Here is a 21,087-nt window from a genome sequence, read left to right as displayed (position 1 = left end):
GCGGGCCACTCACTTTCTTTGCTTCGCCAAAGAAAGTAAGCAAAGAAAGGGGGCCGCCGAGGTGCGACACCCCTACCGCCGCCCCTGCGGGGTTCCCAAAAGAGCGATGCGTAAAGCGGGAAGCGCAGAAACTCGCCTTCGGCTCAAACATCTGCGCTTCTTTATCCGCTTTACGCATCGCTCTTTTGGCGTCGTTAGAGGGGAAATTTAAACAGCCTCTGAGCGCGAGCTTGGCCACTCCCCTCTCCCGCAAGCGGGACGGAGGCCGGGTTTCGCAAACCATGGTTTGCGCTGCCGTAGTCGAACTGGCTTGCAAGCCAGTTCGTGGAGAGGGGTGGGGGTGAGGGCGGTAGCAAGAGAACCTTCAGTTCAATTTCCCTCTATCTGCAACGACTTCAACACCGCACCCACCGCCGCATCGAACAACTCATCCGCCCGCTCCGTCTTCAGGTAATACCCCTTCAGCTCCAGGCTCACCGCGCCATGCATCGCCGCCCATAGCAACCTTGCCGCCGCCGTCGGATTCGACTTCGGCAACGCCCCGCTTTCCATCACCCGCTCAAAGGTTTCGATCAACGCCGCCAGCGACTCCCAGGCCTGGTTGCGCGATTCCACCGGCGGCACGAAGCCGGCGATGGCGTCGCCGAACATCACCATGTAGTAGCTGGGATTGCGCCTTGCATATTCGTGATACACCTTCGCATGCAGCAGCAGCGGCTCCAGCCCCTGCTGCGACGATTTCTTCTTCGCCGCCTGCGCCGCCGCATCGGCGAACGCTGCCTTGAGCCGCGCGAAGCCTTCCAGATAAAGTTCGTTAGCCAGGCCGTCCTTGCCGCCGAACAGCGAGTACAGCAGCGTGGTCGAGCAGTTCACCGCCTCCGCCACGCGGCGCACCGTCAGCGCGGCCGGCCCTTCCTCGGTCAGCAGGCGCGTGGCCGCGTCCAGCATGCCCTGGCGCAAGGTGCCGCGCAGATCCTCCTGCGCCTGGCGAAAATCGACAACCGGTGTTTTTTTAGATTTCATGCTCGAATGAGGCGTGTAAATAACATTGTTTTTTCTGATAACATCATAAACAGAATTCCAGAAAACGCAATCGCGGACACATGCGAGTCCGTCGACAAGCGTCCTTCATCATTCCATCTGCCTGTCCTGCAGGCAGGATTCGCCAAGGAGAATCCATGAGCAACAGTCATTTGCCGGCCGTCTTGCAAAACCTCAGCCTGCCGGTCATCGCTTCACCGATGTTCATCGCCAGCGGACCGGCGCTGGTCAAGGCGCAGTGCAAGGCCGGCATCGTCGGTTCCTTTCCCGCGCTCAACGCCCGTCCCGCCGAACTGCTCGATACCTGGCTGACCGAGATCCAGGCCGAGCTGGAAGAATTCCGCCAGGCCAACCCCGGGGCCAAGGTCGGCCCGATCGCGGTAAACCAGATCGTGCACCAGTCCAACGACCGCCTCGCGCATGACGTCGAGGTTTGCGTCAAGCACCGGATCCCGATCATCATCTCCAGCCTGCGCGCGCCGCCGAAGGAAATGCTCGATGCGATCCACAGCTACGGAGGCATCGTGCTGCACGATGTGATCTCGATCCGCCATGCGCAGAAGGCGCTGGAAGCCGGAGTCGACGGCCTGATCCTGGTCGCGGCCGGCGCCGGCGGCCATGCGGGCGCGCTGTCGCCGTTCGCGCTGGTGGGCGAGGTGCGCAAGTTCTTCAAGGGACCGATCGCGCTGTCTGGTTCGATCGCCACCGGCGACGCCGTGCTCGCCGCGCAAGCCATGGGCGCGGACTTTGCCTACATCGGCTCGCGCTGGCTGGCGACGAAGGAATCGAACGTGGACGAAGCCTACCGCCAGGCCATCGTGGAATCGACCGCCGCCGACGTGGTGTACACCAACCTGTTCACCGGCGTGCACGGCAACTACCTGAAGAAATCCATCGTCGCCGCAGGCCTCGACCCGGACAACCTGCCGCAGGCCGACAAGACGGTGATGAACTTCGGCTCCGGTGGCGGCAGCAAGGCCAAGGCCTGGCGCGACATCTGGGGCGCGGGGCAGGGCGTGGGGCTGATGGATGCGGTGCTGAGCGTGCCGGAAGTGATGGAGAAGCTGAAGGCGGAGTATGCGGCTGCGAAGCTGCGGGTTGGGGTTTGAGATGGCAGCGGTCTTGCGGCCGCCCTTACCCCCAACCCCTCTCCACGAACTGGCTTGCAAGCCAGTTCGACTACGGCAGCGCAAACCATGGTTTGCGAAACCCTGCCTCCGTCCCGCTTGCGGGAGAGGGGAGTGGCTAAGCGCGCGCTCAGAGGCCGTTTAAATTTCCCCCTCTAACGACGCCAAAAGAGCGATGCGTAAAGCGGATAAAGAAGCGCAGATGTTTGAGCCGAAGGCGAGTTTCTGCGCTTCCCGCTTTACGCATCGCTCTTTTGGGAACCCCGCAGGGGCGGCGGTAGGGGTGTTGCACCTCGGCGGCCCCCTTTCTTTGCTTACTTTCTTTGGCGAAGCAAAGAAAGTGAGTGGCCGCCGGGCCACCCCCGGCAAGCATCTTCAGCGCGCCTACTCTCTTATTGATAGACGTCATTTGTGCAGGCACGGAGGCCTGCACTACCCCTTATCCACCGCAATCAGGCCGGATTGCCGCCTGTCTTGATCGCCCAGATCCCCGGCAAATTCCGCCAGTACCCATAAGCATCCATCCCATATCCCACCACGAACTTGTTCGGCAGCGTCAACCCGATATAGTCCGCCGTCACCGGCTTGGCCTTGCCGATATTCTTGTCCGCGAACACCGCAAGAATCACCTCCGCCGCACCCATCTCGAACAGGCGCTCCTTCACATGCGCCAGCGTCTCGCCCTCGTCGAGGATGTCGTCGAGCACGATCACGGTGCGTCCCTCGACGTTCGAGCGCGGAATGACCTTCCATTCGATCTTGCCGCCCTGATCCTTGCTGCCGTAGCGGGTCACGTGCATGTAGTCGAACTCGAGCGGAAATTTCAGGCGCGTCAGCAATTGGCCGCAGAACACGACCGCGCCGCCCATCACGCCCAGCACCAGCGGAAACGGCGCGCCTTCGTCGCAGTCGAAGCGGGCATTGAGTTTTGCCGCCACGTCATCGACCGCGCGCTGCACGGCGGCTTCGTCGAAAATCAGTTCGGCATCCTTGAGCAGCGAACGGGCTTTGTCACGGTGGAATTCGGAATCGATATAAGGCATGGCGCCGGACCTCGGTACAAATGATGAAAATGCCGGCGCATCGGCTTGCAGTCTGATGCGCCGCGGGCGGCCATCATATGCCGCAGCAAGCAATGTGGCAAGATAATGACCTTGTTGAAACAAAGGAGCTTGTCAATGAAGAAAGCCTACGTCGTTGCAGAAATACAAGTGACCAACCCCCAGGACTATGAAGCTTACCGTACCCAGTCGACCGCCGCAGCGGCGCAGTACGGCGGCAAGTTCCTGGTGCGCGGCGGCCAGCGCATCCAGCTCGAGGGCGAGGACGAGATCCACAACGCCGGCTGGCGCACCGTGATCCAGGAATTCCCGTCGCTGGAAGCGGCGCAGCGCTGGTACAACTCGCCGGAATACCAGAAGGCGCTGCCGATCCGGCAGGCCAATTCCGTCGGCAGGCTGTACATCGTCGAGGGCCCGGAAGAGGCCTGATTGATTCATGTTGCCTGATCGGCATTTGGATGGAATCTTTCCGCATCGCTGCCCTCGAACAGTTTTCCCATAGTTATTTCTTCATCAAGCGAGGGAGCGATGGACAGAACACTCAAGCAGCACCAGATTTCCACCCAGCGGCCGTACAAGGAAGGTTCGACACCGCGCATGCCGCACGAGCGCGACGAGTCGAACGACCTGTACGACGACAATGTGCGCGATGACATGAAGCAAGCCTACAAGGACTTGCAGAATGGACAGGTCGATACCGACCTGCGCGAAACCGGCGGCGTCGATGAGGTGGTCAACGACCGGCCGGGCAAGTCGCCGGACAAGGTCGTGAAGAAGGACTTCTGATTCCTGGCCGTTCGGCAGTAATTTGGCAATAAAAAGCGCCGCTACGGCAATCCCGCCGGCAGCGGCGCTTTTCATCTAGCTCCTTCACTGCGCTAAGTTCATCCGCGCCTATTCGTACTTGCGCGCATCCTCGATCACCTTGCCGTCGTTCGGCAAGCTCCCGCGCGCAACGAAGCGCACCTCGCCGCGCAGCTTGGTGATTTCACGGATCGAATCCACGACGGCTTCGGTTGCCACGGCATTGGCCTGGTCGACTTCGCAATGCAGCGTCATCACGTCATTGGCCATCTCGCCGCTGACCACTAGCCGCGCCTTCAGGATCTGCGGATGCCGCTTCACCACCTCCGCCACCTGCGACGGATGCACGAACATCGCGCGCACCTTGGTGGTCTGGTCGGCGCGTCCCATCCATCCCTTGATGCGGGTATTGGTGCGTCCGCAGGGCGAAACGCCCGCCAGCACCGCCGACATGTCGCCGGTGCCGAAGCGGATCAGCGGATAGTCGGGATTGAACGAGGTGATCACCACTTCGCCGACCTCGCCCTCGGCCACCGGATCGCCGGTGCCGGGACGCACGATTTCCAGCAGCAGGTCTTCATCGAGCACCATGCCGGGATTGACCTGGCCGCCGGTCTCGGTCTCGTAGGCGATGTTGCCGATGTCGGCCGAACCGTACATCTGCAGCACATGCGGCACGCCGTTGTCCTGCAGCCACTTGCGCAATGACGGCGGCAGGGCTTCCGCGCCCACCAGCGCGCGCTGCACGCTGCTGATGTCGGCATCCATCTCTCGCGCCTTCTCGATGATGATCTTCAGGAAGGATGGCGTGCCCACATAGGCATCCGGCTTCAGGGCGGCCATCGCCTGCACCTGCATCTCGGTCTGGCCGATGCCGGTGGGGATCACCGGGCAGCCGAGCCTGGCCGCGCCGCCCTCGGCCATGAAGGCGGCAGGCGTGAAATGATAGGAAAAGCAATTCTGCAGCACATGGCCGGCGCGCAGGCCGAGCGCGGTGAATGGCCTGGCAAAGCGCCACCAGTCCTGTCCTTGTCCCTCCGGATCGAAGATCGGGCCGGGCGACATGAACAGCCTGCGCAGCTGCGGCGTGGCGGTCGTGGTCAGGCCGCCAAAGGGGAAGTCCGCCTGCTGCAGGTCCTTCAGGTCGGACTTGCGGGTGACCGGCAACTGCGCCAGCGCCGCGCGCGATGCGATGTCGCCGGCGTTCACGCCGGACAAAATGCGCGCCCAGCCCGGGGCGGCTTGCGCGCGGCCGACCAGCTGCGGCAGCGCCTGCATCAGGCTGCGCTCGCGCTCCTGCGGGTCGCGCGTTTCCAGGGAATCGAAATAGTCGGACATGGTTTGCCTGCGGTTGCGATGATGGGAGTCGATGTGGCAGCGGCGCCGGCCGCGCCGGCGTTCAGGCCAGCCAGCGCTTGCGCCGCTTGTAGCTCTTCACGTCCCTGAAGCTCTTGCGCTCTTCGCCGCCGACGCCGAGGTAGAACTCCTTGACGTCTTCATTGCTGGCGAGGTCCGTGGCGCTGCCATCCATCACGATGCGGCCGCTTTCCATGATGTAGCCGTAGTCGGCGTATTTCAGCGCCATGTTGGTGTTCTGTTCCGCCAGCAGGAAAGTCACCTTTTCCTTCTGGTTCAGGTCCCGCACGATGTCGAACACTTCCTCGACGATGCGCGGCGCCAGGCCCATCGAGGGTTCGTCCAGCAGCACCATGCGCGGACTGGTCATCAGTGCGCGGCCGATCGCGCACATCTGCTGCTCGCCGCCGGAGGTGTAGGCGGCCTGCGAGGTGCGGCGCGTCTTCAGGCGCGGGAAATAGCTGTACACCTTGTCCAGGTTGGCCGAGATATCGCCCTTGTTCTTCAGCGTGTAGCCGCCGGTCAGCAGGTTCTCTTCAATCGTCAGGTGGGCGAAGCAGTGCCGGCCTTCCATCACCTGCACCACGCCGCGCTGCACCAGGTCGGCGGGCGACAGATTCTCGATGCGCTCGCCGCGCAGCTGGATCATGCCCTTGGTGACTTCGCCGCGTTCGCCGCGCAGCAGGTTCGACACCGCGCGCAAAGTCGTGGTCTTGCCGGCGCCGTTGCCGCCCAGCAGCGCAACGATGCGGCCCTCGGGCACGTTCAGCGACACGCCCTTGAGTACCAGGATCACATGGTTGTAGATGACTTCAATGCCATTGACTTCCAGCAGATTGGCAAGCTGCGGCGATGGCGCGGATTGAGCGGGCGCGCTCGCGGGCGCGGCGGACAGCACGGCGGAGGTCATAGGATTTCCTTGTTGCTTGATCGTTGAACCGGTAGAAACCTGCAGAGGCTGCCCGATGAAAGGGCGCCTCTGCAGCAGACATCAATGACGCATCAGCAGCTGCGCGGCTTGACGTTCTTTTCCTTCGCATACTTCTCCGCATACTCCTTGACCAGCGGATCGATCAGCGACTTGTCGGACTGGTACCAGTCGGAAGTGATGTTCCACTTCTTGCCATCCCACTGCACGATGCGGGCCCAGTCGGCGCCCATGTGGTTGCTGCAGGAAGTCTGCACCGGACGCATGATTTCGCCGAAGCCCAGCGCCTTCAGGCGCTCGGCGGTCAGGTTCAGGTTCTCGAAGCCCCAGCGCACCTGCTCCGGCGTCAGCGGCTTGCCCTTGCCGTATTTCTCCTGCGCGGTGCGGATCGCCTCGACCTGCATCATCGAGATCATCATGCCGCGGGTATGCGCCAGCGTGCCGATCTCGCTCGCGTCGGACGCGGTGCCCTGGCCCTTGTCGTAGACCAGCTTCTTCAGGTCTTCATGCACCTTGTCGCGCGCGGCGCTGTTGTGGATGGTGATCGCGTTGTAGCCCTTGGCGCCGTCGCCGAGGTCTTTCACGTCATGGTCGGAGCCGGCCCACCAGATCGCATACATCTTGTCGCGCGGATAACCCGTGGCCTGCGCCTCGCGGATCGCCGCCGGCGTCATCACGCCCGCGCTCCAGAACAGCACATAGTCGGGACGCTGCTGGCGGATCTGCAGCCAGGTCGACTTCTGTTCCACGCCAGGCGGCGTGACCGGGAACAGCGACAGCGTGAAGCCATCCTTGGCGGCGCGCTTCTGCAGCAGCGGAATCGGTTCCTTGCCATAGGGCGAGTCGTGATAGACCAGCGCGATCTTCTTGCCCTTCAGGTTGCCCTTTTCCTTCTTCATGATGTCCTGGATCATGACGTCGGCCGCGGTCCAGTAGGTGCCCAGCAACGGGAAGTTCCATTCGAACACGGTGCCGTCGACCGACTGCGACAAGCCGTAGCCCAGCGTCTCGATCGGCATCTTGTCGGCATAGGCCTTGTCGGTCACGGCGAAGGTGATGCCGGTCGACTGCGGGTCGAAGCCGGCGGCGCCGGTACCGCGTCCCTTCAGGCGCTCGTAGCATTCGACACCTTTGGCCGCGTCATAGGCGGTTTCGCATTCCTCGTACGTCAGCTTGACGCCGTTGACGCCGCCGTCGCGCGCATTGATCAGCTTCAGGTAATCCTGCTTGCCGTTGGCCCAGGGAATGCCGAGCGGCGCGAACTGGCCGGTGCGGTACACCAGCAGCGGAATGAACTGTTCGGCATTCTGCGCGTAGGACAGCGACGCGGTGGTCAGTGCCGAGAAGCCGGCGACTGCGATGGCGGCGGTGGCAGCGATGTTCTTCAACTTCATGTTGGTCTCCTTGTTGTGGGCGTGCTTTGCGGTACGGGGTCAAACCTGTTTTAGCTCCCTCCCCTTCAAGGGGAGGGTTGGGGAGGGGATGGTTTTTGATCTGCGCATTAAACCCATCCCCCTCCCAGCCTCCCCCTTGAAGGGGGAGGAGTTTTCTTTATCCATGCTCAATGCGGGAACGGCCAGACCCGCAGCTTCTGCCGTGCCGTCTGCCACAGCCTTGCCAGGCCGTGCGGCTCGACGATCAGGAAGAATACGATCAGCGCGCCGAAGATCATGTGCTCCAGGTGCGAAGCGGTCGCGGTCGACAGCGGCAGGCCGAGCCAGTGCGGCACGTAATTGAGCAGCAGCGGCAGCAGCACCATGAAGGCAGCGCCGAAGAAGCTGCCGACGATCGAGCCCAGGCCGCCGATGATCACCATGAACAGCAGCTGGAAGGACTTGTCGATGTTGAACGCCGCCGGCTCCCAGGCGCCGAGGTGGATGAAGCCCCACAGCGCGCCGGCCACGCCGATGATGAAGGAACTCACCGCGAAGGCCGACAGCTTGGCGAACACCGGGCGGATGCCGATCACCGCGGCGGCCACGTCCATGTCGCGGATCGCCATCCATTCGCGGCCGATGGCGCTGCGCACCAGGTTCTTGGCCAGCAGGCCGAACACCAGCACCACGCTCAGGCAGAACACGTATTTTTCCATCGGCGTATCGAGCGTGATGCCGAGGAAGTTGAGCGTGCCGACGCTGACCGAACCGGACGAGGAGTTGTTTGTGACCCATGCCACGCGGTTGGTGAACCAGTCGGTGAAGAACTGCGCGGCCAGCGTGGCCACGGCAAGATACAGGCCGCGGATGCGCAGGCTGGGAATGCCGAAGAACACGCCGAACACCGTTGCGCAAAGGCCGCCGCCGATCAGTGACACCAGCAGCGGCATGCCGGGAAAGCGCGCATGCAGGTTGAAGGCCGCATAGGCGCCGATGGCCATGAAGGCGCCGGTGCCGAGCGAAATCTGGCCGCAATAGCCGACCAAGATGTTGAGTCCGATCGCCGCCAGCGACAGCACCAGAAAGGGAATCAGCACCGCGCGGAAGAAATAGTCGCTGGCGAAGGCCGGCAGCACGACGAAGCCGACGATGAGCAGCAGCCACATCGCGATGCGGTCCTGCGAGACCGGGAAGATCTGCTGGTCGGTGAGATAGCTGGTTTTGAACTGACCGTTTTCGCGGTAAAACATGATGCCGTCTCCAGTGTGCCGGGTGGTCCCGGTGATGTTTGTTGCTGCCTCGCTCCCTTCTCCCGCAGGCGGGAGAAGGGCTGGGGATGAGGGGGCTCGCGAGACCTGCTGCCTTGGCACTCCCCCTCACCCCTGCCCCTCTCCCGCCTGCGGGAGAGGGGTTCTATTCTTGCCGCTTAATGAGTGAATACTTCATCAAACCCGATCAATAATCTTGTCCCCGAACAAGCCCTGCGGACGCACCAGCAGGAACCCCAGCGCCAGCACATACGCAAACCAGTTCTCAATGCCGCCGCCGAAGAAAGGCCCGATATAAACCTCCGACAATTTCTCCCCCGCGCCGATGATCAGCCCGCCGATGATCGCGCCCGGCACCGAAGTCAGGCCGCCGAGGATCACCACCGGCAGCGCCTTCAGCGCCACCTGCGAGATCGAGAACTGCACGCCCAGCTTCGAGCCCCAGATGATGCCCGCCACCAGCGCGACGATGCCGCCGACCGACCAGACGATCACCCAGATCCGCGACAGCGGAATGCCGATCGACTGCGCCGCCTGGTGGTCGTCGGCCACCGCGCGCAGCGCGCGGCCGGTCGCCGTCTTCTGGAAGAAGATCGACAGCGCGGCAACCAGCGTGGCCGCGATCAGCGCCGCATACAGGTCTTCCTTGCTGATCAGCAGGCCGCCTTCGAAGGTGCTCTCGAACAGCATCATCGGGTCCTTCGGCATGCCGACGTCGATCTTGTAGGTGGCGCTGCCGAACAGCAGCTGGCCCGCGCCGTCCATGAAGTAGCCGATGCCGAGCGTGGCCATCAGCAGCGCGATCGGTTCCTGGTTGACCAGCTTGCGCAGCGCGAAGCGCTCGATCAGCCAAGCCACCACCACCATGATTGCGATCGATACGATCAGCGCCAGCGCATTGGCAAGAAACATATTGCTGAAGCCCAGCCACTGCGGCAGCCATTCGGAAAAGCGCGCCATCGCCAGCGCGGCGAACAGCACCATCGCGCCCTGCGCAAAGTTGAATACGCCGGAGGCCTTGAAGATCAGCACGAAGCCCAATGCCACCAGCGCATAGAGCATGCCGGCCATCAGCCCGCCAAACAGTGTTTCAATGAAAAAACCCATGATGCCGCCCCTAGTCTCTTAGTCTCGTATGTTTCTTGTCGGTGCAGTCGATGCGATCAGTGCTCGGTGCCCAGGTAGGCGGCGATCACATCCTCGTTGCGACGGACTTCGTCCGGGGTGCCGTCGCCGATCTTCTTGCCGTAGTCGAGCACCACCACGCGGTCGGAGATATCCATCACCACGCCCATGTCATGCTCGATGAGCACGATGGTGGTGCCGAACTGGTCGTTGACGTCGAGGATGAAGCGGCACATGTCCTGCTTCTCTTCCACGTTCATGCCGGCCATCGGTTCGTCGAGCAGCAGGATGGAAGGCTCGGCGGCCAGCGCGCGGCCGAGTTCGACTCGCTTCTGCAAGCCGTAGGGCAGGCGGCTCACCGGCGTCTTGCGGATGTGCTGGATCTCCAGGAAGTCGATGATTTCCTCGACCTTCTTGCGATGCTCGATTTCTTCCCTCTGCGCCGGCCCCCAGTACAGCGCCTGCAGCAGGAAGCTGGTCTGCATCTTCAGGTTGCGGCCGGTCATGATGTTGTCGAGCACCGACATGCCCTTGAACAGCGCGATGTTCTGGAAGGTGCGGGCGATGCCGCTCTTGGCCGCCGCGTAAGTGTTCATATCCTTGCGCTGCTGTCCGCGGTAGGTGATCACGCCCTGCTGCGGGCGGTAGACGCCGTTGATCACGTTGAGCATCGAGCTCTTGCCGGCGCCGTTGGGGCCGATGATGGAGCGGATCTCGTGCTCGCGCACGTCGAAGGAAATGTCGGTCAGCGCCTTGACGCCGCCGAAGGACAGCGAGATGTTCTTCAGGTCGAGAATGACGTCGCCGATCTTGCGTGTACTGCTCATGTCAGGCCGCCTTCTTCAGAGTGGAAAACGTCTTCACGTCGACGATGCGCAGATCGGCCGCCACCATGCCTTCGCGGCCGTCCTCGAACTTCACCTGCGTTTCGATGTACTGAGAAGTCCGGCCGCCGTACAGCGCGTCGATCAGCACCTTGTACTTCTCGGCGACGAAGCGGCGCCGCACCTTGCGGGTGCGGGTCAGTTCGTCGTCGTCGGCGTCGAGCTCCTTGTGCAGCACCAGGAAACGGTGGATCTGGGTGTCGGCCATCATCGGTTCCGAGGCAAGGTCGGCATTCACCTTTTCCACGCATTCGGCGATCAGGTCGTAGGTCTCGTGCTTGCCGGCGAGATCGGTGTAGCCGGAGTAGGCGATGCCGCGCCGCTCCGCCCAGTTGCCCACCGCCTCGAGGTCGATGTTGATGAAGGCGCACACCATGTCGCGCTCGTTGCCGAAGGCCACCGCTTCCTTGATGAAGGGGAAGAACTTCAGCTTGTTCTCGATGTAGTTGGGTGCGAATATCGCGCCGCTGTTCATGCGGCCGACGTCGGCCGCGCGGTCGATGATCTTCAGGTGGCCGTCTTCGTCGAACATGCCGGCATCGCCGGTATGGAAATAGCCATCGCTGTCGATCACTTCCGCGGTCGCATCCGGCCGCTTGTAGTATTCCTTGAGCATGGCGGCGGACCGCACCAGCACTTCGCCGTTGGGCGCGAGCTTGACTTCGACGCCGGGCGCCGGCAGGCCGACGCTGTCGAACTTGATGTTGCCGTTCGGCTGCAGGCAGACATAGGCGCAGGTTTCGGTGGCGCCGTACAGCTGCTTGAGGTTGACGCCGATGGAGCGGTAGAAGCGGAACAGGTCGGGGCCGATCGCCGCGCCCGCGGTATAGGCCACGCGCACCCGCGACAGGCCCAGCACGTTCTTCAGCGGCCCGTAAACCAGCAGCTTGCCCATCGCATAGCTGAAGCGGTCCATCGCGCCGACCGGCTTGCCGTCGAGCAGATCGGAGCCGACGCGGCGCGCGACTTCCATGTAGTGATGGAAGATCTTGCGCTTGATGGCGCCGGCGTCTTCCATGCGGATCATCACCGTGGTCAGCATGTTCTCGAAGACGCGCGGCGGCGCGAAGTAATAGGTGGGGCCGATCTCGCGCAGGTCGTTGAGCACCGTCTCTCCCGATTCCGGGCAGTTGACCGTATAGCCGGCCACCAGCGCCTGCGCGAAGGAGAACAGATGGTCGCCGCACCAGGCCATCGGCAGGTAGGACAGGATGTCCTCGTCCGGCGTCAGTGCATCGAATTCGATGCTGCCGCGCGCGGCGGTGATGAAGGCGCCGTGCGTCTGGCATACGCCTTTCGGCTTGCCGGTGGTGCCGGAGGTGTACAGCATCACCGCGATATCGTTCTCGTCGCCGGCATTGATTTCATTGAGGAAGAAGTCGGGATGGCTGCGCTCGAATTCGCGGCCGAACTCCTGCACTTTCCGGAAGTAGGACAGTTCCGGCTGGTTGTAATGGCGCATGCCGCGGTCATCGTCATAGATGATGTGTTGCAGCAGCGTAGTGCCGGGCAGGAGGTCTTCCTTGATCTCGAACAGCTTGTCGACCTGCTCCTGGTCTTCCGCCACCACGAACGTCACTTCCGCATCCTGCAGCACGAAGGCCATGTCGGCCGCGCGCGCATCCTGGTACAGCGGTACCGCGACGCCGCCCAAACATTGCGCGGCGATCATCGACCAGTACAGCCGGGGCCGGTTGTCGCCGATGATGGCCAGGTTCATTCCCCGCTTGAAACCCATCGCGGCAAGGCCGCAGGCCAATGTGCGCACCTCGTCGACCACCTGCGACCAGTTCCAGCTTTGCCAGATGCCGAGGTCCTTTTCACGGAAGGCAGGCCGGTCCGGGCGGGCCTGGCCGTGTTGCAGCAGCATGCGGGGGAAGGTGCTTCCGCCCGTCTTGATCATCTCTACCATCGTCCCACTCGCTCTCTGATAACAGGTGTACCGTCATGAAGCATCGGAGTCCGGAGTGCCGAGGATTGCTCAGGGCGTGCAAGCGGCATTGCCATGCATGGGGCAAGTCGGCTTACAATGTCTCCGTTGTTTGTATTCTTTTGTTGTCAGCATACTAGACAGAGGAAGGTCTGTGCGCTGTCATCTGACCGACAATCTCCATTCGATCACAAGACTATCGTTGATGCAGCGCACCATGAATCCGCCCAAGTCCCAGTCGCAGCCTCTGCTCAGGGATGTGCTGCGCCAGTCGATCTGGGCCAAGGGCCTGACGCCCGAGCAGATGGCGCGCGTCGAGGCGGAGACGGTGGAAGCCTTCGTGCCCAAGGGCGGCTATGTGTGCCGCAAGGGGGAGCCGGTCGATGCCTGGATGGGCATCATCGAAGGCTTGGCGAAGATGACCAACCTGTCACCCGAAGGCAAGTCGATCACCTTCACCGGCATGCAGGCCGGCGCCTGGTTCGGCGAAGGCTCGCTGCTGAAGAAGGAGCCTCGCAAATACGATGTGACGGCCCTGCGCGACAGCCGCATCGCCCGCATGCCGGCCTCCACCTTCCAGTGGCTGCTCGATACCAGTTTGCCCTTCACGCATTTCCTGTTGATGCAGCTCAACGAACGCCTTGGCCAGTTCATCGGCATGGTCGAGTTCGACCGCCTGCTCGATGTCGATTCGCGCGTGGCCCGCTGCCTGGCGGCGATGTTCAATTCCCACCTGTATCCCGGCGCCAATCCGCTGCTGCAGATTTCGCAGGAAGAAATCGGCTATCTCTCCGGCGCATCGCGCCAGCGCGTCAACCAGGCGCTGCAGGTGCTGGAGAAGGAAGGCTTGCTGCGGGTGGATTACGGCGGCATCCACATTCTCGATCTCGACGGCCTGCGCCGTTTCCAGGCCTGATACCGGGGACAAGCCATTTGATGACTTGGGATCGCATCGTTCCCTGTCAACTTATGGTGGAGACCTGCGCGATGGATCGGCATATCGCCGTGGCGGCATTCAAGCACTCCGGCGACACGTGGAGCGACGGCACGGCGTAGGACATGCCGGCGGTCGAAGTATGGCATGGATGCCACCTTGCGCATGCGCGTAACGGAATGAAGAATGAAGCACGATGGATGCGCGGACCGTGCATGATGCGGGCGGGAGAGAATGACTGCGGCGCGCGCCAGGCACCTAACCGCCACAGTCCTTGATGCCGAGGGGCAGCCGCATCAGCTGCCGGCGAGACCCACCGCATGCTCGTCCCCGGTGCCGCGCAGATGCTCCTGCATGCGGTTGGCGATCACTTCCACCATCTTGTCGTTGAATGCGGGAATGTCTTCCGGCGTGCGGCTGCTGACGAGGTTGCCGTCGACCACCACTTCCTGGTCCACCCAGTTACCGCCGGCGCTGCGGATATCCTGCTCCAGCGCGGGAAAGCTGGTCATGGTGCGGCCTTCCACCAGGCCCGCCGATACCAGCAGCCAGCCGCCGTGGCAGATCACCGCGATCGGCTTGTTGTCTTCCTCGATGTTCTGCACGAAGCGCTGTGCCTCGTCCATTTCACGCAATGCCGCCGCATTGACCTTGCCGCCGGGAAGCAGCACCGCGTCGAACGCCTTGGCGTCGGCTTCGCGCAGCAGCAGGTCGACGGTGAACTGGTCGCCAGGCTGGTCGTGATTCATGCCCTGCACCTTATCGAATTTGTCCGACACGATCCGGGTCAGCGCGCCTGCGGCTTCCAGCGCCTTCTTCGGTTCCGTCAATTCGACTTGCTCGAAACCGTCGGTGACGAGAATGGCGATATTCATGCCGTTCAATGCTGGATCCATGATTGACTCCTGAAGCTGAAAATCAGGTGGAGTGAAGCGCATGGGGAAAAGTTCGGGCAGCTTGAAGTTGGCTTGCTGCAAAGCAGGAAAGGGCCTGATTGATGCAACTCGGTTATAAGGAAAACTTGCGCCGGCGCTAAACCCGCGCGGTGTCTCAAGCCAGGGGTACACCAGGCATGCACACGATCTCTTCGACCACCATGCGAGTATATGTTCGTCGAATGCCGGGACAGGCATGCAGCATGCTGGAAAGAAATGCGGTGCAGGCACTGACGTCCTTGGCCCGCATCTTGACCAAAAAATCGAATTTACCGGTTACCCGGTGACACTCCAGCACCTCGGGCACTTCGGAAAGTACCTTGGGCAAGCGGCCGAACGCCTCGGGATGCGTACGGTCGAGTGTAATCTCGATGAACATCAAAAGCGGCATGCCAAGCTTCACCGGATCGAGCAGCGCGGTGTAATCCAGAATGTAGCCCGCCCGCTCGAGATGCTGCAGGCGGTTGCGGCAACTCGTTGGTGTGGAATCGACATGCGAAGCAAGCTCGGTATGGCTCAAGCGTGCATTCGACTGGATCACAGCAAGAATATGCTTGTCGAGGGGGGCGAGCATGCAGGTGGTATTGATCCTATGTAGCGACGTGCATGCGGGCGGACCGCATGCACTGGCGGAGGTGGCAGCATTGGTGGCATCTGTTGCATCCATGGCGCCTGCAGCGGCGTCCGGGAGCGTTTCCGGCAGGCGCTCTATCGTTGGTTTTCATTGCCCTGTCCGGCGTCTTTCAGGCGCAGCAGACTGAGCGACGGTTTCCATGTCAACACCATGCCGAACAGCACGCCGGCCAGCAATCCCCACAGCGCCGAGCCGAGTCCGAAAAAGGACATGCCCGATACCGTGACCAGGAAAGTGATCAGCGAAGCTTCACGCTGGCTGTCGGCTGCAAGCGAACTGGTCAGACTCGAGACCAGCGTGCCGAGCAGCGCAAGACCCGCCAGCGTGGTCGTCAGGCCCGGGGGCAGCAGGGCAAACAGCGCAACGACCGACGCGCCGAAGATACCGACAGCCAGATAACCGACGCCGCACACGACCCCGGAAATGTAGCGACGCTTCGGATCGTCATGGCATTCGGAACTCGCGCAGATGGCGCCGACGATCGCGGCGGGATTGATGCCGCAGGACCCGAACAGGGAAAGCGGGATCGAGATCAATCCGCAGGTGCCGACGACCGAGCGGGGGGAAATGTCATAACCGGCGTGGCGCAAAATATGGATCGAGGTTGCATACTGGGTCAGTCCCAGCAGCAGCAAGGGCAGGCCCAGGCCTAGCAGGGCGTCCGGGGCAAAGGTGGGAAGCGTCAGCAAGGGCACCGCGATGCGCAGGTCGATCGACTGCGGATCAACCTGCATTCCGGGCAGGGCGCAGGCAAGGCCGGCAAACAGGGCGAAAGCGACGGCGTAGCGTGGAATGAAGCGCCGGCAGACCACGTAGGCGGCAATCACAGGGAGTACGACGTCGGGAAAGGATTGCAGCGACTGGAAGATCTTCGCGCAAAATTGAAACAGGACGCCCGCGATCATGGCCGACAGTAGATGTGCCGGAAGCACCGCCATGAAGCGCGTGAACAGGCCGGACAAGCCGAGTGCCGCAACGATGATGGTCAATACCAGAAAGCATCCGATCACATCGCTGAACGGATATTGCGCCAGGCCGGTGATCAGCAGCGCCACGCCGGGCGTCGACCAGGCGCCGATGACTGGCATCCTGTGCTTCAGGCTGAGCAGCAAGCCTGCCGCACCCGCGCCGATGGACAGCGCCCAGATCCAGGTCGACAGCAATTCATGCGGCAGGTGCCCGGCTTGCGCGGCCTGCACCACGATGAGTACCGGACCGCTGTAAGTGGCAAATAGTGCGATCAGCCCGGCAATGGCCGCGGAGACGGAAAAATCGTTCTTCAGTCTTGAAAGCATGCATCTTCCTGTCAGGTCGGCCGCGTATCGGTATTGCGGCGGGGCGCGTCACGGCGGCGAGTAGTTTAAGTACGGATTAGATCACAAGATAATTTACATTTAGTAAACATAGTGTCTAAAATTCAACAAATGTCGTGATGCGGGTAAATACCGGCCCGACTTCAACTGCTCATGCAAAAGTTCTACACCGGTTTCCGCGTGATCGATAAACGATTCCCGTTGCGTGAAGGGCTGGTCAAAGTCTGACGCGGGACGCTGGAGCGGTTTCACCCTGACCTGCTTGCCGATCCCGGGCGTGGCCTTTGGTACCGCGTTGCGTGGGGCCGCCGCCATGCCGGTGCGCAGAGCACCGTCCCGGCACTGGTATCGGTCCTCAAGGAAAGTTGCCCGATTGGTTTAAGCTACGCGCCTTGGAGCCGCCTGCGCGAGCAGGCGAATGCCCGTTCCAGCGCCAGTCTGTTCAACTCAATGACTCCGTTCCATTGCCATCCGCCATGAATGCCGCCGTCCTGCAGCTCCACCTTGCCACCTTCCTGTTTGGCCTGTCCGGCGTCGTCGGCCAGCTCAACACGCTGGATGTGCTCATGGTGGTCGCCGGGCGGGCAGGTCTCGCAGCACTCGGGCTGTTCGCGTGGGCGCGCATCAGGGGCATCGGCCTGCGCGCAAGCCGCGCGCAGCAATGGCGCTTCCTGCTGATCGGCATATTGCTGGCCTTCCACTGGACCAGTTTTTTCCTGTCGATCCGCTTGTCGAGCGTGGCGGTCGGCCTGTTGACGTTTTCCTGCTTTCCGATCTTTGTCATCCTGCTCGGCCCGCTGTTCGGCAACGCGCGCATGCGTCTCGGCGATTTCGTGCTGGTGGCGGTGCTGATGGCGGGCCTCAGGCTGGTGGTGCCGGGCTCGCTCGATGATGCGTCCGATCTGGCGGGCCCGCTGTGGGGCATCGCCTCCGGCCTGTCGTTCGCGGTAATCCAGCTGCTCAATCATGCGCTGGTGCAAAGCGAAGATCCGGTCAAGATCTCGGTCTATCAAAACGGCGTCGCATCGCTTGTGCTGCTTCCACTGCTCGATGCATCGATGTTGCCCGCCTCCGCTTCCGACCTGGCGCAACTGGTCTTTCTCGGCCTGGCCTGCACGGCGCTGGCGCATACCCTGTTCATCGCCGGCATGCGCCGCGTCAGCGCGCAGACTGCCAGCATGTTCACCTATCTCGAGCCGGTGTACGGCATCGCGCTGGCGGCGCTGCTGCTGGGAGAGATACCGACGCCGGGCATGATGGCGGGCGGCGCGATCATACTCGGCGCGGTGTTCTTTGCTGCCAGGAGGCAGCAGGCGGCAAGCTGCTCATGAGGAGTGACCGCGGGCAGCTTAATTGCGGAAAAGCTTGATGCGGGTCTGACTTCTTGCGGATAGGAAGAACATGCGGCGCTTGATGATGTCGCAATGAAAACGGCTTGATGCATGCGGCTTGATGCATGCGGCTTGATGCATGGAATTCGCCTGCCGGGTCGTTGGAATCCACGAACATTTTCAAGCGAGGCCATCATGAACAAACCCAGCAGTGTCCTGCTCGCATGCGCGGCGTTTGCGCTGCTCGCGGGCTGTCAGAAAACCCCGGAACCGAAAACCTCGGACGTCACCAGCGGCGCGCCGTCGATCACGCCGTCGTCTTCCAGTGCCAGCCAGTCGGTTGCATTGCCAGCCAACCAGATGCCGCCTTCGGATGCCGCAATCGCGCCGCAGGCTGCCGCCGCACCCGGCACCAGCGGCAGCGCCAATACACCGACCCAGGCCAATCCGGTTACGCTCACCGAGCAACAGGAAAAGACCACGCTGCCGCATTCCGGCCAGGTGAACAATCATTCGGTGCCCGAGACGACGGGAGAGAAGAAGCAGTAAAGTTTTTCCTGTCTCGCCGCAGCATTACGCACGGCGGTCAGGGAAACTTCCCTCAAAGGTAGTGCGGCCTCCGTGCCTGCACCAGCCTCGCTCGCCTGGAGCACGTGCAGGCACGGAGGCCGCACTACCGGATCGTGTTTTCCGGCGAGGTTTTTCCGCCAAGCTTATTGCATTGAATCAAGCCGCGCGCACGCGCTGCTGGCGCATCTGCAGCCGTCCTTCGCGCAGCTTCAGCCGCTGCACGCCGGGCAGCGCGATCAGGTCGCGGTCATGGCAAGCCATGATGACGCTGCTTCCGCCGCGCACCAGCGACGGAATCAGCGAGATCACCTGTTCCCGCGCGGCGCCGTCGAGGTTGGAAGTCGGCTCGTCGAGCAGCAGCAGCTTGGGCGACAGCACCTTGGCGCGCGCCAGCGCGATGCGCTGCTTTTCCCCGCCGGACAAGGTCAGCGGCTTGCTGTCGCGCAGGTGTTCGACGCCGGCCCATTGCATCGCCTCTTCCACCAGCCGCGCAATTTCCGCTTTCGGCATGCCGCGCGCTTCCAGCCCGTAGGCGATATTGTGCGCAACGCTGGTGGAAAACATTACCGGGTGCTGGTGCACGTAGACCACCGCTTCGCGCATCGCGCGGCAGTAGGGCGACAGGCTCGCGTCCTTTCCCAGGAAGCTGACGCGCTGCGCGTCCGCCTGCTCCAGGCCCGCCAGCACCCGCAGCAGCGTGCTCTTGCCGGCGCCGTTGAGCCCGGTCAGCACATAGGCGGCGGCCTGGTGGATGAACAGCCTGTCGATATTGAACAGTTCCCGCTCGCCGAAGCGCTTGCACAGGCGTTCGATGCTGAGCAGCTCGCTCATGCCGCACCTCGCGCGGCACGCGGATCGCCCTGCACCGCCACCATGAACGCATTGATTGCCAGCGCGATGGTCACCAGCACGATGCCGAGCGCGATGCCCTGCGCGAACTCGCCCTTGCTGGTCTCGAGCGCGATGGCGGTGGTGATGGTGCGCGTCTCGCCGGCGATGTTGCCTCCCACCATGATCGCGCAGCCGACCTCCGAGATGACGCGGCCGAAGCCGCTGATCACCGCCGCCATCACGCCGTAGCGCACCTCGTGCAGCACGGTGCGCATCACCCGCCATGGCGAGGCGCCGAGCGTGACGGCGGTTTCGGCCACGCGCAGGTCGGCCGCCTGCACGGCGGCCAGCGTGAAGGCGGTCAGCACCGGCAGCGAGATCAGCACCTGCCCGGCCACGATAGCGGATTGCGAAAACAGCCAGCGCAGGTCGCCCAGCGGCCCCTGGCGCGACAGCGTCAGGTAAAGCAGCAGGCCGATCAGCACGGTAGGCAGTGACATCGATGCCTGCACCAGCCAGATCAGGATGCGGCGTCCGGCGAAGGAACGGGCGGCGATCAGGTAGCCGAGCAGCACGGCCAGCGGCGCGGCGATCAACAGCGCGAGCAGGGTGGTCTTGATCGAGAGCCAGATAATGCCCCACAGGTCGGCATCGCCGGATAGCAGCAGGAGAAAGGCATCGCGGATGGCGTCGAGCAAATGCATGGGGTGCGGCGGAGATTGACCGAAACGGAATAGGGCAAGTGTGCCAGAGCGGCGGCGCTTATGCTATTAGGCTTTCAGGGGATTACGCGATGCGCAGCACGTCGGCCAGGTGCGGCTCCATGATCAACCGTTCGCGCCCCGTCAGCGCCAGGAAATGCTTGCCGGTGCAGCGCGCCAGCAGCGACATGCCGAGCTTGGCGGCCACCATGTGGCCCATCTGGGTGGTGCCCGAGCGCGACAGCAGGAAGGGAATGCCCATCTGCGCGCCCTTGATCACCATTTCCGAAGTCAGCCGGCCGGTGGTGTAGAACACCTTGTCGTTGCCGCCGACGTCGTCGAGCCACATGCGGCCGGCGATGGAGTCGACCGCATTGTGGCGGCCCACGTCCTCGACGAAATGCAGCAGCTCGCCGTCGCCGGAAAACAGCGCGCAGCCGTGCACCGAGCCGGCCTGCTTGTAGATCGACTGCTGGGTGCGGATGGTGTCGACGATCCGGTACAGCGTCGATTGCTTGAGCCGCGCCTCCGGCGGCAGGGTGATCTGGTCGACCTCATCCATCAGTCCGCCGAACACCGAGCCCTGGCCGCAGCCGGTGGTGACCACCTTCTTCGAAGTGCGTTCCTCGATGTCGGCGATGCCGGTGTAAGTCTTCACGGCCACCGCGCCCACTTCCCAGTCCACGGTGACCGATTCGATGTCTTCCACCGAGCGCACCAGGCGCTGGTTGCGCAGGTAGCCGAGCGTCAGCGCTTCCGGCGCGCCGCCCAGCGTCATCAGCGTGACCAGTTCGCGCTTGTCGACATAGACGGTGAGCGGCCGCTCGGCGGGAATGGAAATCGTGGAAAGCCTGCCGCGCTCGTCCATGACCTCGACTTCCTGCGTCAGATTGGCGGCGGCATTGGTGAGGTGAGGGCGGCGTGGCATGCGGGAGGCT

The 21,087-nt window shown here is 62.7% G+C and carries 21 protein-coding genes; 6 read left to right on the top strand and 15 right to left on the bottom strand.

The window, feature by feature from the left end; genetic code table 11:
- Positions 1-369: 369 nt before the first annotated feature.
- Positions 370-1,023, bottom strand: a complete 654-nt coding sequence (locus tag RY831_RS07450; protein ID WP_326505687.1) for a TetR/AcrR family transcriptional regulator — start codon at positions 1,021-1,023, stop codon at positions 370-372.
- A 155-nt stretch (positions 1,024-1,178) separates the two neighbouring features.
- On the opposite strand from RY831_RS07450, the gene RY831_RS07445 reads away from it, so the two are divergent.
- Entirely contained in the window at positions 1,179-2,150 is a 972-nt protein-coding gene (locus RY831_RS07445; protein ID WP_326505686.1) for an NAD(P)H-dependent flavin oxidoreductase, read from the top strand.
- Positions 2,151-2,620: 470 nt separating this feature from the next.
- On the opposite strand, the gene RY831_RS07440 is transcribed toward RY831_RS07445, so the two are convergent.
- Entirely contained in the window at positions 2,621-3,211 is a 591-nt protein-coding gene (locus RY831_RS07440) for a hypoxanthine-guanine phosphoribosyltransferase (RefSeq protein WP_326505685.1), read from the bottom strand.
- A gap of 135 nt (positions 3,212-3,346) precedes the next feature.
- Here RY831_RS07440 and RY831_RS07435 point away from each other — a divergent pair, with 135 nt between their 5' ends.
- Both RY831_RS07435 and RY831_RS07430 read left to right on the top strand, forming a co-directional pair.
- Positions 3,347-3,658: a DUF1330 domain-containing protein gene (locus RY831_RS07435; RefSeq protein ID WP_326505684.1), complete on the top strand. Its 312-nt coding sequence runs from the start codon at positions 3,347-3,349 to the stop codon at positions 3,656-3,658.
- 99 nt (positions 3,659-3,757) lie between these two features.
- Positions 3,758-4,015, top strand: a complete 258-nt coding sequence (locus RY831_RS07430; protein ID WP_326505683.1) for a hypothetical protein — start codon at positions 3,758-3,760, stop codon at positions 4,013-4,015.
- 108 nt (positions 4,016-4,123) lie between these two features.
- Here the strand turns inward: RY831_RS07430 and RY831_RS07425 are convergent, their stop codons facing one another.
- The 7 genes from RY831_RS07425 to RY831_RS07395 all read right to left on the bottom strand — a co-directional run bounded on the left by RY831_RS07425 (position 4,124) and on the right by RY831_RS07395 (position 12,873).
- Entirely contained in the window at positions 4,124-5,371 is a 1,248-nt protein-coding gene (locus tag RY831_RS07425; RefSeq protein WP_326505682.1) for a phenylacetate--CoA ligase family protein, read from the bottom strand.
- Positions 5,372-5,432: 61 nt separating this feature from the next.
- On the bottom strand, positions 5,433-6,299 hold the full coding sequence (locus tag RY831_RS07420) for an ABC transporter ATP-binding protein (protein WP_326505681.1): 867 nt from the start codon (positions 6,297-6,299) through the stop codon (positions 5,433-5,435).
- Positions 6,300-6,391: 92 nt separating this feature from the next.
- A complete protein-coding gene (locus tag RY831_RS07415) occupies positions 6,392-7,711 on the bottom strand; it encodes an ABC transporter substrate-binding protein (RefSeq protein ID WP_326505680.1) in 1,320 nt (439 codons plus the stop codon).
- A gap of 167 nt (positions 7,712-7,878) precedes the next feature.
- Complete coding sequence (locus RY831_RS07410; RefSeq protein WP_326505679.1) at positions 7,879-8,943, bottom strand: branched-chain amino acid ABC transporter permease; 1,065 nt, start codon at positions 8,941-8,943, stop codon at positions 7,879-7,881.
- A 195-nt stretch (positions 8,944-9,138) separates the two neighbouring features.
- On the bottom strand, positions 9,139-10,068 hold the full coding sequence (locus RY831_RS07405; RefSeq protein ID WP_326505678.1) for a branched-chain amino acid ABC transporter permease: 930 nt from the start codon (positions 10,066-10,068) through the stop codon (positions 9,139-9,141).
- Between the two features lie 56 nt (positions 10,069-10,124).
- Positions 10,125-10,913, bottom strand: a complete 789-nt coding sequence (locus tag RY831_RS07400; RefSeq protein WP_326505677.1) for an ABC transporter ATP-binding protein — start codon at positions 10,911-10,913, stop codon at positions 10,125-10,127.
- A 1-nt stretch (position 10,914) separates the two neighbouring features.
- Positions 10,915-12,873 (bottom strand): AMP-dependent synthetase/ligase, encoded by a 1,959-nt coding sequence (locus tag RY831_RS07395; RefSeq protein ID WP_437126232.1) that lies wholly within the window; start codon positions 12,871-12,873, stop codon positions 10,915-10,917.
- Between the two features lie 244 nt (positions 12,874-13,117).
- On the opposite strand from RY831_RS07395, the gene RY831_RS07390 reads away from it, so the two are divergent.
- On the top strand, positions 13,118-13,816 hold the full coding sequence (locus RY831_RS07390; protein WP_326505675.1) for a Crp/Fnr family transcriptional regulator: 699 nt from the start codon (positions 13,118-13,120) through the stop codon (positions 13,814-13,816).
- A gap of 314 nt (positions 13,817-14,130) precedes the next feature.
- Here RY831_RS07390 and RY831_RS07385 read toward each other — a convergent pair whose 3' ends face one another.
- From RY831_RS07385 to RY831_RS07375, 3 genes are all read right to left on the bottom strand, one after another.
- A complete protein-coding gene (locus tag RY831_RS07385) occupies positions 14,131-14,730 on the bottom strand; it encodes a type 1 glutamine amidotransferase domain-containing protein (RefSeq protein ID WP_326505674.1) in 600 nt (199 codons plus the stop codon).
- A gap of 154 nt (positions 14,731-14,884) precedes the next feature.
- Entirely contained in the window at positions 14,885-15,436 is a 552-nt protein-coding gene (locus tag RY831_RS07380) for an Lrp/AsnC family transcriptional regulator (protein WP_326505673.1), read from the bottom strand.
- Between the two features lie 41 nt (positions 15,437-15,477).
- Complete coding sequence (locus tag RY831_RS07375; RefSeq protein ID WP_326505672.1) at positions 15,478-16,698, bottom strand: benzoate/H(+) symporter BenE family transporter; 1,221 nt, start codon at positions 16,696-16,698, stop codon at positions 15,478-15,480.
- A gap of 494 nt (positions 16,699-17,192) precedes the next feature.
- On the opposite strand from RY831_RS07375, the gene RY831_RS07370 reads away from it, so the two are divergent.
- Both RY831_RS07370 and RY831_RS07365 read left to right on the top strand, forming a co-directional pair.
- Complete coding sequence (locus RY831_RS07370; protein WP_326505671.1) at positions 17,193-18,047, top strand: DMT family transporter; 855 nt, start codon at positions 17,193-17,195, stop codon at positions 18,045-18,047.
- A 195-nt stretch (positions 18,048-18,242) separates the two neighbouring features.
- Positions 18,243-18,596, top strand: coding sequence for a hypothetical protein (locus tag RY831_RS07365; RefSeq protein ID WP_326505670.1), 354 nt, complete (start codon positions 18,243-18,245; stop codon positions 18,594-18,596).
- 177 nt (positions 18,597-18,773) lie between these two features.
- On the opposite strand, the gene RY831_RS07360 is transcribed toward RY831_RS07365, so the two are convergent.
- From RY831_RS07360 to RY831_RS07350, 3 genes are all read right to left on the bottom strand, one after another.
- A complete protein-coding gene (locus RY831_RS07360) occupies positions 18,774-19,448 on the bottom strand; it encodes an energy-coupling factor ABC transporter ATP-binding protein (RefSeq protein ID WP_326505669.1) in 675 nt (224 codons plus the stop codon).
- Positions 19,445-20,152 carry an ABC transporter permease gene (locus tag RY831_RS07355; RefSeq protein ID WP_326505668.1) on the bottom strand — a complete coding sequence of 236 codons (708 nt, stop codon included), beginning with the start codon at positions 20,150-20,152 and terminating at the stop codon, positions 19,445-19,447. Before RY831_RS07355 ends, RY831_RS07360 begins: the two co-directional genes overlap by 4 nt.
- Positions 20,153-20,234: 82 nt before the next feature.
- Positions 20,235-21,077: a formate dehydrogenase accessory sulfurtransferase FdhD gene (locus RY831_RS07350; RefSeq protein ID WP_326505667.1), complete on the bottom strand. Its 843-nt coding sequence runs from the start codon at positions 21,075-21,077 to the stop codon at positions 20,235-20,237.
- Positions 21,078-21,087 lie beyond the last annotated feature (10 nt).

The sequence above is a fragment of the Noviherbaspirillum album genome, from assembly GCF_035916955.1.
Classification (GTDB): domain Bacteria; phylum Pseudomonadota; class Gammaproteobacteria; order Burkholderiales; family Burkholderiaceae_D; genus Noviherbaspirillum; species Noviherbaspirillum album.
The sequence above is the reverse complement of the archived record's forward strand: the minus strand, read 5'-3'. Positions and strand labels throughout refer to the sequence as shown.